At 36.6% G+C, this 13,241-nt stretch carries 13 protein-coding genes; 6 read left to right on the forward strand and 7 right to left on the reverse strand.

Translation table 11 applies throughout. From position 1 onward, the window contains the following. On the forward strand, positions 1-721 hold a 721-nt coding region (locus tag Q0252_RS11015), incomplete at its 5' end, for an FtsX-like permease family protein (protein ID WP_297986245.1). A gap of 62 nt (positions 722-783) precedes the next feature. Continuing rightward, entirely contained in the window at positions 784-1,764 is a 981-nt protein-coding gene (locus Q0252_RS11020; protein ID WP_297986247.1) for a PLP-dependent cysteine synthase family protein, read from the forward strand. 114 nt (positions 1,765-1,878) lie between these two features. Here the strand turns inward: Q0252_RS11020 and Q0252_RS11025 are convergent, their stop codons facing one another. The 7 genes from Q0252_RS11025 to Q0252_RS11055 all read right to left on the reverse strand — a co-directional run bounded on the left by Q0252_RS11025 (position 1,879) and on the right by Q0252_RS11055 (position 9,129). Next, positions 1,879-3,192: a glycosyl transferase family 1 gene (locus Q0252_RS11025; RefSeq protein WP_297986249.1), complete on the reverse strand. Its 1,314-nt coding sequence runs from the start codon at positions 3,190-3,192 to the stop codon at positions 1,879-1,881. Positions 3,193-3,300: 108 nt separating this feature from the next. Beyond that, entirely contained in the window at positions 3,301-3,708 is a 408-nt protein-coding gene (locus Q0252_RS11030; RefSeq protein ID WP_297986250.1) for a GxxExxY protein, read from the reverse strand. A gap of 25 nt (positions 3,709-3,733) precedes the next feature. Next, positions 3,734-6,271 (reverse strand): YfhO family protein, encoded by a 2,538-nt coding sequence (locus tag Q0252_RS11035; RefSeq protein ID WP_297986252.1) that lies wholly within the window; start codon positions 6,269-6,271, stop codon positions 3,734-3,736. Between the two features lie 63 nt (positions 6,272-6,334). Next, positions 6,335-6,568 (reverse strand): hypothetical protein, encoded by a 234-nt coding sequence (locus Q0252_RS11040; protein ID WP_297986253.1) that lies wholly within the window; start codon positions 6,566-6,568, stop codon positions 6,335-6,337. Between the two features lie 6 nt (positions 6,569-6,574). Next, positions 6,575-7,633, reverse strand: a complete 1,059-nt coding sequence (locus Q0252_RS11045) for a DUF6263 family protein (protein WP_297986254.1) — start codon at positions 7,631-7,633, stop codon at positions 6,575-6,577. Positions 7,634-7,743: 110 nt separating this feature from the next. Continuing rightward, positions 7,744-8,496, reverse strand: coding sequence for a 23S rRNA (guanosine(2251)-2'-O)-methyltransferase RlmB (gene rlmB, locus Q0252_RS11050; protein WP_297986256.1), 753 nt, complete (start codon positions 8,494-8,496; stop codon positions 7,744-7,746). A 162-nt stretch (positions 8,497-8,658) separates the two neighbouring features. Next, positions 8,659-9,129 (reverse strand): DinB family protein, encoded by a 471-nt coding sequence (locus tag Q0252_RS11055; RefSeq protein ID WP_297986259.1) that lies wholly within the window; start codon positions 9,127-9,129, stop codon positions 8,659-8,661. A 239-nt stretch (positions 9,130-9,368) separates the two neighbouring features. On the opposite strand from Q0252_RS11055, the gene Q0252_RS11060 reads away from it, so the two are divergent. The 4 genes from Q0252_RS11060 to Q0252_RS11075 all read left to right on the forward strand — a co-directional run bounded on the left by Q0252_RS11060 (position 9,369) and on the right by Q0252_RS11075 (position 13,237). Next, positions 9,369-10,373 carry a MoxR family ATPase gene (locus Q0252_RS11060; protein WP_297986261.1) on the forward strand — a complete coding sequence of 335 codons (1,005 nt, stop codon included), beginning with the start codon at positions 9,369-9,371 and terminating at the stop codon, positions 10,371-10,373. Between the two features lie 85 nt (positions 10,374-10,458). After that, complete coding sequence (locus Q0252_RS11065) at positions 10,459-11,322, forward strand: DUF58 domain-containing protein (RefSeq protein WP_297986263.1); 864 nt, start codon at positions 10,459-10,461, stop codon at positions 11,320-11,322. A 27-nt stretch (positions 11,323-11,349) separates the two neighbouring features. After that, positions 11,350-12,246, forward strand: a complete 897-nt coding sequence (locus tag Q0252_RS11070) for a BatD family protein (protein ID WP_297986264.1) — start codon at positions 11,350-11,352, stop codon at positions 12,244-12,246. Beyond that, on the forward strand, positions 12,239-13,237 hold the full coding sequence (locus Q0252_RS11075) for a VWA domain-containing protein (RefSeq protein ID WP_297986266.1): 999 nt from the start codon (positions 12,239-12,241) through the stop codon (positions 13,235-13,237). Before Q0252_RS11070 ends, Q0252_RS11075 begins: the two co-directional genes overlap by 8 nt. Positions 13,238-13,241 lie beyond the last annotated feature (4 nt).

Raw genomic sequence — 13,241 nt, forward strand, 5'->3', positions numbered from 1 at the left:
CAGCGTTGTGGCGATTTTCTCAAAAGAAGGACAGCAACCGCTTTACAGAAAATTTAAAATTGTTGGAATTTACAAAACCGACATCAAAATGATCGACGATTTGTACATTATTGGAGGTATTAATCATGCCCGAAAAATTTTGGGAATTGAACGCGATCAAATTGGTGGTTTAGAAGTTTTCTTAAAAGATACAGATGATATTAATACCGCTTTTCCTAAAATTGAAAAACTGATTGGCTACAAAAATTACGGTGAAAAGGTAACTGACCAGTTTCCGCAAATTGTGGATTGGATTAATATTTTCGATACCAATATTGCCTTAATTATTACGATTATGTTGGTGGTAGTCATCATCAACATTGTAATGGTTCTTCTGATTCTCATTATCGAAAGAACCAATTCTATCGGAATGCTCAAAACTTTAGGCGCTTCCAACGGACAAATCCGAACCATTTTCATCAATTATACTTTGATGATTATGATTCCGGGATTGATTATTGGAAACGTTATTGGTCTTGGTTTTCTGTTGCTTCAAAAGTTTTTTGGAATTATTAAACTGAATCCGGAAAATTATTACGTAAGCGAAGTTCCGGTCGATTTAAACCCGGTTTATATTTTGATGATATCTTTGGGAATTCTTTTGGTTGCAGCACTTTCATTATTGCTTCCAAGCCTTCTCATCAGTAAGATTTCTCCGGTAAAAGCCATTAAGTACGACTAAAATTTAAAGTGTATATTTGCGGATTCATAAATTTTTAAATTTATTTTACGAATTCTGTAAATATGAAATACGCTGAAAATATCCTCGAAACCATCGGAAATACTCCTTTGGTAAAACTCAATAAAGTTTTGGGAGAAGACTTTCCTGCGCTGGTTTTGGCGAAGGTAGAAACCTTCAACCCCGGAAATTCTGTAAAAGACAGAATGGCTTTGAAAATGATTGAAGATGCTGAAAAAGATGGCCGTTTAAAGCCGGGTGGAACCATCATCGAAGGAACTTCCGGAAATACAGGAATGGGACTCGCATTAGCAGCAATCGTAAAAGGATATAAATGTATTTTCGTTACCAACTCCAAACAGTCTAAAGAAAAATGCGATATTTTGCGTGCAGTAGGTGCGGAAGTTATTGTTTGTCCTACAGATGTGAAACCAACAGATCCACGTTCTTATTATTCAGTATCCAAAAGATTGGCGAAAGAAACTGAAAACGGATGGTATGTTAACCAATATGACAATTTATCCAACAGAACTGCGCATTACGAATCTACAGCACCGGAAATTTGGGAACAAACGGAAGGAAAATTAACGCATTTCGTTGTTGGAGCCGGAACAGGCGGAACAATTACAGGCTGCGGAACATTTTTCAAAGAAAAAAATCCGGATGTAAAAATTATCGGTGTTGATACTTACGGTTCTATTTTGAAAGAAATTCACGAAACCGGTGAAATCCATATGGAAAATGCTTACACCTATATCACAGAAGGTATTGGTGAAGATATTCTACCGGAAAATTACGATATGTCTGTTATCGATCATTTCGAAAAAGTAACGGATAAAGACGGTGCGATTTACGCAAGAAAACTGGCGAAAGAAGAGGGGATTTTCTGTGGTTATTCTGCAGGAAGCGCTATTTCGGCTTTGGTTCAGATGAAAGACCAGTTCACAAAAGACGATGTGATTGTCGTTCTTTTGCACGATCATGGTTCGCGTTACGTTGCAAAAGTGTACAACGACGATTGGATGCGGGAACAAGGTTGGCTTTAATGGTCAATTGTCAATGGTGAATTGTCAATTTTCAATCATATAAAATATTGAAATCGGGTTTTTGCCCGATATTTTTTGTGAATACTTTTAATCTGTACAGATCTGTGAGAACTTTTACAAAATCTCTGCTAATTTCTTCGTTAGATTTCTGCGCGAAAACTGCTCAATATTTTGGATATTTATAGACGATTTTCCCGATTTCCAATCCAAATATTTTTCTAAAATATAATCTTTAACGGCAGTAGATTCATCATAAGAAAAATGTTTTCCGGCTTTCGTGTCATCCAAAATTTTCTGAACATCGCTATCTTTTGGACCAAATGAAAGAATCTGATTTCCGGTTTGTAGATATTCAAAAATTTTCCCAGGAATAATTCCTTTTGAAGATTCATTAGGAAAATTCGTAATCAACAATAAATCAGAATTTTGCATTGCTTTATTGGCTTCGGAGTGACTCAGGTAACCTAAGTTAATAACCGAATTTCTCAGCTCCATGTTTTTAAAGTCGTTGTTGATTTTATCATCAGTTCTACCGACAAATTTCAGTTCAAACTCATTTTTAAAATCTGGATTTTCTTCCAATAGTTCATTCAAAACATTCCACAAAATTTCTGGATTTCTCAGTTGTTCCAAAACACCGATATAACTTAGCGTAAATTTAGTTGTGGAGTTGAAGGGATTCGAACTATCTTTATTTGCCATGCCAAGCGAAGTCGAAGCATCTTCATCAAACCCATTGGTTATGCAAAAAGCATTCGCTCCTTTTTTTCTGAAATTTTCGGCATCAGTAAAACTTGTCGCCAAAGTAATATCCGCAGTTTTGAAAACCTGTTCTTCAAGGTCGCGGTGTTTTTTATCGGAATTTTTTGTAAGTTTCAGATGCTGGTAGTAAGAAATTTCAGTCCAGGGGTCACGGAAATCGGCAATCCATTTCAAATTGGAGAATTCCTTTTTCAAGCCCAGTCCAATCAAATGTAAAGAATGAGGTGGCCCTGTTGTTATAAAAGCATCAAAATGATTTTCCTTTAAGTATTTTGTAAGGAATTTTATCGAAGGTTTTACCCAAAAAACCCGCGCATCCGGAATGAAAAAATTACCACGAACCCAAATCGAGAGCTTCGCTTTCCAGGATTGATTTTTACCAACATCAAACTGTCCTGCTTTGAATTTTTTATTGTCTTTCCCAAATTTTTCTGCAATTTGGTAGGGTTCCCAAATTTTGGTTCGTATAATGTCCAAATCTTTAGAAACATCCTTCTCCAATGTTTCATCCACAATCGGATAACTGGGATTTTCGGGTATAAAAATAGTTGGTTGCCAGCCAAATTCCGGCAAATATTTTACAAATTTTAACCAACGCTGAACTCCTGGTCCTCCTGCAGGAGGCCAGTAATAAGAAATGATGAGTATTTTTTTTGGTTGTTTCATTTAAGCTGCAAAATTTTTAAAACCACAAAAGTTGCAAAAGACTTTGTGACCTGCTTATTGTGTTTTTTAGTTTGCAAAAGTTCAGTTCGAAAGTTGCTAATTTTTTATTTAGGGAAACTGACTAAAATATTTATTAATGAATGTTTGATGTCCATCATTATACAAATTATTAACATTAAAGTTCACAAGAATTCCTTTTGGAACTTGCAATAAATTCATATAATTCAAAACTTGAGCTTTATGAATATCTGAAATTTGCGAAACAGATTTTATTTCCAGAACAATTAGGTCTTCAATAAAGAAATCACATTTGAAATCGCAATCCAAAGACAGGTCTTTATAAAAAACAGGAATTTGAAATTCAGATTTAAAAGGTATTTCACGAATTTGAAATTCTTTTTCCAAAGCTTTGTGATACACTGATTCAGCTAATCCTGCGCCAAGAATTTTGTGTACTTCAATGCAAGCGCCATTAATTCTATAAGTAAGGTCAGTAATATATTTTTGTGTAACCATATCGCTTTTTCAAACTTTTGAAGCACTAAATTTCAGCATTAACTCTTTTGTTTCTTTTGCGGTTTAAGAAAAATATCCCTGCTGCCGAAAGCAACAAAAACAGTCCAAAAGCAGTTAAAGAAAATATTTTTCCTTTTGTAATCACCTCCGGTTCGAAAACCATTTTCACGTTATAATTTCCGGCAGGAACATGTACTGCACGAAGCAAGTAATCAGCTTTGATGTACGGAACTTCTTTGCCATCAACAAACATTTTCCAGCCTTTTGGATAATAAATTTCCGAGAAAACAGCTAACTGTGGTGTTTTGCTTTGTGTTTTAAATTCCAGTTCGTTGGCCTGATATTTTGTTAAATTAATGGTCGCTGTAGAATCCGCAGCTATTTGTTTTCCGTCGAAATATTTTTTGTCTTCGGCTAAGACAACGGCGGTTTTCTTGGAATCAATTTCACCGATTTGTTTGATTTCTTCATTTGGGGTGTTCACAAATTTTACATCAGAGACAAACCATGCATTTCCGTTAGAATCCGGATTTGCAACAGCTTGTGGACTTTCAGTATTACCGAAAATCATGTATTTCGTGTTCAGTAAATTCAGAATTCTTGGAACTTTTACAGTATCCATTTTCATGAAATATTCGTTGATAACATCATCGTATCTTCTAAGTTTCGCTGCAGAATAACCTCCAATCGAAGATTTAAAATAAGATGTATTGGTCTCGCTGAACGTTCCCAAAGGTTGGTTGTAAATTCGGTAGTGTGTTTTGTCTTTTTCGGAAATCTGCTCCAAAACTTTGTTCACATTTGCCTGAGAAAGCAATCCCTGAATGTATGGATTTTCAGCAGCTTTTCCGGAAAGGAATTCCGAATTTTCGGTGATGAAAGGATTGTTGGCAAAAGTTTTATCAACGAAATTTCCATCGTTTAGATATCGTTTGTTCACACTCCACAAATCGAAAAGACTTACCACTCCAATAATAATCAAAGCAATATTTTGAGAGAGTTTTTTCTTCAGACTCAAATATAAAACCGTTGCTGTAATCAAAACATAAAAGAACGCTTTGATGGCATCAATTCTGAACATCGAGTTTCTTTCTCCGACCAAATAATCCAATAAATATGGAGGTAAATATTGTCTTTCTGTTGCTGTAGTAAATCCTAAAATTGCTTTTCCAAAAACAATCAGAATCAATAAAAACCCTAAAACGCCTGCTGAAACGTAAGTGATCATTTTTTGCTTGTATTCTTCTTCCAACTTTTCATCATTGTAAAAACGATACAAGCCAAGAATGGCGATGAAAGGCAACAGTAATTCTGCAACCACCAAAATAGAAGACGGCGCTCTGAATTTATTATACAACGGAACAAAATCAATAAAGAAATCTGTCAATGGCGCGAAATTGCTTCCCCAAGCTAACATGATGGTTAAAATAGTAGCGCCTAAAATCCAGTATCTGTATTTTTTCCAGGCAAAGAAAAATCCTAGTAATGCCAGGAAACAAACAATCGCTCCTTGGTAAGCTGGACCGGAAGTTCCGGGTTGGTCTCCCCAGTACGAAAGAGAACCAAAACCTTTCGAAATCATATCCATTTCCTGTTGCGAAGAAACATTTTCCTGCACCAATTCCTGCACTCTCGCCATCATTTTATCAGAACCTTCTTCCTGAGAACCACCTCCCATTAATCTTGGGATGAAAAGGTTTAATGTTTCCAGTTTCCCGTAGCTCCATGCGGTAATGCTTTCTTTGTCGAGTCCCGAGTTTTCGGCAGTGTGTTTTTCGTTGTTCAAAATCTGTTTTCCACGGGTTGTTTCTTTCACGAATTCGGCATTCGCCATAATTCTCTGTGAATTCATTCCAACACCAATTCCGAAAGCCAACGCCAAAATTCCTGAAGAAATTAGGAAATGTTTCCAATCCGTTTTTCCCTGTATCGTACGAATTAATTCAGAAATGAATAAAAATCCTAACGCGATAAAAAGGTAATACGTCATTTGTGGATGGTTGGCTGCAATCTGAAGTCCCATGAAAAGGGCAGTGACAATGAACCCCAGAATGTATTTTTTACGCATATAAACCAATAAAATTCCCGCTAAAAGTGGCGCAAAATAAGCCAGCGTATGAACTTTTCCGTTATGTCCTGCGGAAATAATAATGTAGAAATAGGTCGAAAGTCCAAAAAATGTTGCACCCAAAAGTGCATACTTCCAGTTGCGAACAGCCACCATTCCCAAAAGGAAAAATCCTGAAAACAACAGAAATAAATAATTGGCCGGCTTTGGAAGGAAATTCAGCACATCATCAACTTTTTTGATGATATCGCCACGAAACTGTGCTCCGGACTGATAAGTTGGCATTCCACCGAACATGGCATCACTCCAATACGTTTCCTTTCCGTTTTGTGCGCGAAAATCCAAAAGTTCTTTCGCGCCGCCTTTGTAATGTACAATATCGGGTTGAATTAAAGCTTTTCCGGAAATCACAGGATTAACATACAGCAAAGCAATTACGGCAAACAAAATAATGCTTCCGACGATGTACACTAAATTTTTGTTGTTTTTCAACATGTTTTTCTAAAATTTTAACAAGAATGCACGAAATTATGATTTTCGTGCATTCGTGGCAATGATTTATTTCTTAATCTTTTCTTCTTCCTTTACTTCTTCAAACTCGGCGTCTTCAGCTTCCCAATTTAATCCCGACCTTCTACCGTCTGAAGTTTTCTTTTGCTGAAAATTTTCACCGGGCTTTGGATTTTCCTGCTTTGGAAATTTATAAAATGATGTGAAGAAAATCCTTTTCATCATATTCCAGACAAAGAATATGATGATAGTAATAAGGATGAGTTCTAAAACATATTTCATCTTAAATTATTTTCCTGATGGATTTACCATTACAGTAGAAGTTGATGAGCTCTTCATGCTTTGCGTTTGTTTTCCGTCCGAAATACTTTCGGTTTGGGTAGTTTTTACCGAAATATTTTGATGTTTAATCCATCCCGTATTTTGGTCAAGCTGAACGTTTCCGCTTTGAGAAAGTTCAGAACTTAAACTGTGGGTAACACCTTCCTTACTTCTTTTTTCAGATTTGTAAGGAATTCCGCCGGTTACGGAAACATTTGCGATGCCATTTGCAACGCTTTTCAGAACGTAAGTTGTTGTGATTTTTACTTTTCCGTCCGGAGTTGCGTTTTCAGATTCGGTCCATTTCTGACCAATTTTTGCACCCGTTGCAGGAAGAACCATCAGGTTTTTGCTGAACTGCTCTTTGATTGTTGCTTCGCTGAAACTGCTTTTAAAACTTTTCAGGAAAGCGTTTTTCTGCGTTGCATCTTTAATTAAACTTCCGGCAGAAGAAGCAACTTTTGTATAAATTGGTTCAAAACCAGTAATAGAAAGCACTTTTCCGTTTTCCTGCATTTTCATCTGAAGTTTGTTTCCGGTTAAAGCCTTGTTTACCGTCCACATCATTTTCAGGTTTTGGTCTGCAGGAGCTGCCTGTTTGGTATCAATCGTAATGGTTTTACCGTTTGCAGTCTGTGAATTTCTTTTGCCTAAAAGATTAATCGTAATATCATAAATTCCTTTATCAAAATTATTCACAGTGAAGCTCATTTCATCTGTAGATTCACTTGTTCCGCTCTGAGATTGACCGTTTGGAGCTGTTATGCTCTGAACATCTCTTTGATACGTCACCAAAGGATACGTTTTACCTTTTTCAAGCTTGAAACTTTGTCTGTAAACGCCCAAAGAATCTTTGATTGCAGGATTTGCAGCCACTTTTGCAGCAGTTTTTGCAGAATCTTCTACAGGAACTTCAACGGTAATCGTTTTTCCGGTTTTTGGGTCTACTTTAGTTACGGTTTGAGTTTCTTTTTTACATGAAACAAGAGCTATTGATAAAAGCGCAAGCGCTGTAATTTTTTTCATTAATTATTTTTTGAATTTATTTTAGTTGAGTCGCGAAAATTGTCAAAATATTACAAAATTTTTAAACTTTTAAAAATTGACAATTCACCAATCACCATTCACAATTGACCTCATTCGCTCACAAGAATTTTTTGTCTCATCGCTTCGTATAAAATCGCTCCACATGCAACAGAAACATTTAAACTCTGTGTTTTTCCTTCTATGGGAAGTTTTATTTTTTCGTCTGCGTGATGCATAACTTCCTTAGAAATTCCGGTTTCTTCATTCCCCATCACAATCGCGCAGGGTTCTTTAAAATCGACATCGTATATCAATTTCTGCGCCTTCTCAGTCGCCGCAAACACCTGAACACCGCTTTGTTGCAGAAAATCAACAACATGCGCTAAGTTTTTTTCTTTGCAGATTTTAATATTGTAAATCGCGCCCGCAGAAGTTTTAATCGCATCCGAATTAATAGGAGATGCACCTTTTTCAGGAATAATTACGGCATCAATTCCCACACATTCTGCAGTTCTGCAAATCGCTCCGAAATTTCTTACATCAGTTAATCGGTCCAAAATCAAAAGGAAAGGCGTTTTACCCTGTTCAAAAATCTGTGGCAAAACATCTTCAATTTTGTGGAAAGGCACATCGGAAATAAAGGCAACAACACCCTGATGATTTTTTCTTGTAAAACGGTTCAGTTTCTCTACAGGAACGTAGTTAGGACGAATGCCGTGTTTGCTCAACAATTTTTTCAGCTCCGCATAAATTTCGCCCTGCAAACCATTCTGCAGAAATATTTTGTCAATGGTTTTATCGGCTTCTATCGCTTCCATTACCGGACGTAAACCGAAAATGAAATCATCTTTTTTATCTAACATTGTTTTTTATTTTGACAGCAAAAGGCAGAAAAGTTCTGATTTATTGAAGTAAAATATTTAGATTTTTAAAGTGAACAAAATAAAAATCTACAGATTTTTTATTTGGCGGACTTTTTCCAAGAAACGAAAACCTAACTCTTTTGTGTCTTTTGTGGTTTTGAATTAATATTTTTCGCCCAAAAGAGCTCTTTTCTGCGCCATTGCATAACCATAATGCAAACTCTCGTGCATGTTGTTGAAAATAATAGCATCCTGAATGCTTTTCAAATCCAAACCAAAACTCGTTGTGTAAGGCGTATAATCCGAAAAGAAATCTGCATCGTAATCTTTCATCAAAATTTTAGAAGTTTCAGTCAGCAAAAAAGCCAAATCGTCCACTTCACTTTGCTGAACATTTAAATTAGGTAATGTTCCTTTTTTATAAGTATCAATCCAGTATTTGTCAATTCTGAAAGGATTTCCGCTTAAATAATAGCAAAGCAACTGCTGTGTAGCAACGGTGTGCGCGATATTCCAGTAGATATTATTGTTGAAACCGTCCGGAATGGTTACCAAGTCCTGATGTGATGTGTTTTGCAGGATTTCCAGCAAATTTTTTCTCACCTGTCTGTGTGCCTGAAAATGATAGTTCATTATCAAAAATTTGCTTCAAAAATAGGGTAATTAAGTGAGAATGACAAGAATATTGGCGTGTAGAGGTTGGGTGTTTGATTTAAGATGAAGGGTGTTCTATTTATTCATAGTTGCTCAACATCCAGCATCCATCATCCATCATTTCGCGTTTTAACAAACTTTAACGCATTATTGGCATTAATTGTGTTGATTGGCAAGCGTATTTATTAGAAATTTACAGATTAAATTTAAGCAAACCTATGTCAGAACTACATCAAGCCGAAGATATCAGACAATTAACAGAAAAAGTAAAGGAACAGAATTACTTTTTTTCGCTTTTAAAGCAGGAGATTAACAAGGCGATTATTGGGCAGGAATATATGGTGGACCGTTTGTTAATCGGTCTTTTAGGAAACGGACATATTCTTTTGGAAGGTGTACCCGGATTGGCAAAAACTTTGGCCATCAAAACGTTGGCAGATGCTGTACATGGAGAATTTTCGAGAATCCAGTTTACCCCGGATTTGCTTCCTGCAGATGTTGTAGGAACACAGATTTACAATATTAAAGAGAATGATTTCTCCATCAAACGCGGACCAATTTTTGCGAATTTTGTTTTGGCGGATGAGATTAACCGTGCACCATCGAAAGTGCAGTCGGCCTTGCTTGAAGCGATGCAGGAAAAACAGGTAACGATTGGTGATGAAACCATGCCTCTTCCGAAACCTTTCCTTGTTTTGGCAACCCAAAACCCAATTGATCAGGAAGGAACTTACCTTTTACCGGAAGCACAAAGCGACCGTTTCATGCTGAAATGCACAATTTCGTATCCTGAATTGGAGGATGAAAGGAAAATCATGAAAATGGTGGCAACGCAACATCAACCAGAAATCAAACCTGTGATTACTTTAGATAACGTTACCGAAGCCAAAAAACTCATCAACCAAATTTATGTGGATGAAAAAATTGAGAAATATATTCTCGATATGGTTTTTGCAACAAGATTCCCAGAAAAATATGGCTTAAATGAACTGAAAAATTACATCAGTTTCGGAGCTTCTCCTAGAGCTTCCATTAACCTTGCAATTGCTTCCAGAGCTTTAGCATTCCTAAAAAACAGAGCATTTGTTATTCCGGAAGATGTGAAAGAAATTGCTAAAGACGTTCTTCGCCACAGAATTGGTTTAAGTTTCGAAGCAGAAGCCGAAGAAATTACTGCCGACGAAATTGTGAACAGAATTTTAGCGAAAATTCAAGCACCATAAATGAGTTGGAGAGTTATTGAGTTATTGAGTTTTGTAGAGACGCGATTTATCGCGTGTCAAATCCAAAATAAACCCTGAACCGACTATGCAAATAAAAGACATCGTCAAAAAAGTAAAGCAGATAGAGATCCGTACTCGCAAGAAGACGGAGGCTACTTTAATGGGGCAGTATCACAGTGCTTTCAAAGGACAGGGGATGACTTTTTCGGAAGTTCGTCCTTATCAGTTTGGCGACGAAATCCGAAGAATAGATTGGAATAAGACGGCCCGTTTCCGTGAACCTTTCGTAAAGGTGATGGAAGAAGAACGCGAACTCACAATGATGTTGCTCGTTGATATTTCAGCTTCAATGGATTACGGAACAAAAACGCAGTTGAAGCGTGAATTTGTAGCAGAAATCGCGGCAAGTTTAGGCTTTTCAGCGGCGGGAAATAACGATAAAGTGGGTTTAATTTTATTTGCCGACAAAGTGTATAAAGTCATTCCTCCTGCAAAAGGAAGAAAACATATTTTGGCGATAATTAGTCATATTTTAACGGCAGATTATGTTCCGGCTCAAAGTAAAGTGGATGCAGCTTTGGAATATATGATGAGCGTTTTCAAAAAGAAATCTTTCGTTTTTATGTTTTCTGATTTTGAAGACAGCTATGACGTGAAAATTTTGAAAATTGCTTCCAAAAAACATCAGGTTTTGGGTATGAGAATTTTTGACGAAAAAGACAACGAAATTCCCGATGTTGGTTACACGCTTTTGCGAGATGCTGAAACCGGAAAACAAGTTTGGGCAAATACATCAAACGCTCGTTGGAGATATAATTTTGCGGAAGCTCAAAAGAAAAAAGTACAACAATTGCAGGAAGATTTCGACGGTTCTTCTGCCGGATTTTTAAATATCAATACAGGCGAAGATTATTCGAAATCGCTGTATCAGTACTTTCAGAAAAGATAAATGAAGAGGATTTTTAATTTTAGACCAGTGAAGAAATTTATTTACATATTTACTTTAGTTTTTGGAGTCGCTTTACAAGCTCAAACCCTTTATTCTAATCTGAACAAAAAGACTTTGGCACTTGGTGAACCCGGTGTTTACAAAATCCGCATTGATAATTTGGGTGGAAAAGATGTTCAGGCTGCTCCCAAAAACGAACTTCTCCCTTTTCATTTTGAAGAAATAAAAGACAGCATCAGCAAAGAAATGGACGTTTACGAACGCGTTATCGAATTTGCTGTTTTTGAAGAAGGAAAATATACCGTTCCCGCTTTCGAAATTAAAGTTGGAGACCAAATTCTGAAAACCGTTCCTTACGAATTACAGGTCGTTAATACTGCACAAAAGGCAGATAAAATCAATGATATCATGCAGAACAAACAGGTGAAGCTTGATGTAAAAGATTATTGGGAGCTCTATAAATGGTATATTCTCGGACTTTTGATTCTTTTGGCTTTGATTTTCATTATTTGGCAAATTATCAAATATGGAAGAAAACGCAAAAGTGAACCTGTAGTTGCCACCAATCAAACTTTGAAGGAATTGGATAAGCTTCGCAAGAAAAAGTTCATTGAAGGTGGCGATTTCCGTTCTTTTTATGTTGAATTAATCGATATTACAAGAGGTTTTCTCACGAAACAATATCATATTCCTGCCGATGTTTTGCTCACTGATGATTTAATTGCGATCATGAAGCACAACAACACGATTTCTCAGGAAAATGAAAAAGTGGTGGAAGATATTTTCCTGCGCGGCGATATGGTGAAATTTGCCAAAACTTTTCCGGACCAACCGATGATGGAGAAGGATTTCGAGGACATTCGCAATTTTGTTAAACGCTCTTCTAAGGATTTGGAGTTTGAAAAACTGAGAAAAGATGTTTGACCTTAATTTCGAATTTTACAGTCCGTGGTTTTTACTTCTTTTCGCGCTGTTTATTCCTTTGATATTAAGGGATTTGAGCAAAAAGAAAAGAGAAGGCGTAAAAGTTCCTACCACGCAAAACATGAAAGATTCCGGTGGAATTCTTTTCGTGCTGTTCCTGCTGAAAATATCAAAATATATCATTCTTTCCGCGCTAATTATCGCAATGGCAAGACCAAGAACGTTCACGATCTCTGATGACCGAGATGATACTAAAGGTGTAGATATTATGATGGCAGTTGATGTTTCTTTGAGTATGCTCGCAAAAGATTTGGAACCCGACCGTTTAACAGCACTGAAAGAAATCGCGAAAAATTTCGTGCAACAACGTCCGAATGACAGAATTGGTTTGGTAACGTATTCCGGAGAAGCGTTAACGAAAGTTCCTGTAACGATGGATCATCAGGTTATGGAAGACGAACTCAATGTTCTCAATCCGCTTGAACTTCAACCCGGAACTGCAATTGGAGAAGGACTTTCTGTTGCAGTAAACCATTTGAAAGACAGCAAAGCGAAAAGTAAAATTATCATTTTGATGACCGACGGTGTAAATACCATCGAAAACGCAATGCCTACACAAACCGCTGCCGAATTGGCGAAAGGCAATGGTATCAAAGTTTATACAATCGGAATTGGAACCAATGGTTATGCTTTAATGCCGACACAAATTGATATTTTTGGCGACTTGGTTTTTAATGAAGTCGAGGTGAAAATTGATGAACCTGTTTTGCGGGAAATTGCGCAAACAACGGGCGGAAAATATTTTAGGGCCACCTCCAATCAAAGTTTAGAGGAAGTGTACAATGAGATTAACCAACTCGAGAAATCAGATACAAAATCATCCAAAATGTACAATTATTCGGAATATTTCAGAATTTTCCTTTGGATTGCTTTTGGAACGTTGCTTTTGGATGCATTGCTTCGTTGGTTATTTTATAAATTTTTGAGTTAAGAAA

The sequence above is a fragment of the uncultured Chryseobacterium sp. genome (genome assembly GCF_936933875.1).
Taxonomy (GTDB): domain Bacteria; phylum Bacteroidota; class Bacteroidia; order Flavobacteriales; family Weeksellaceae; genus CAKZIK01.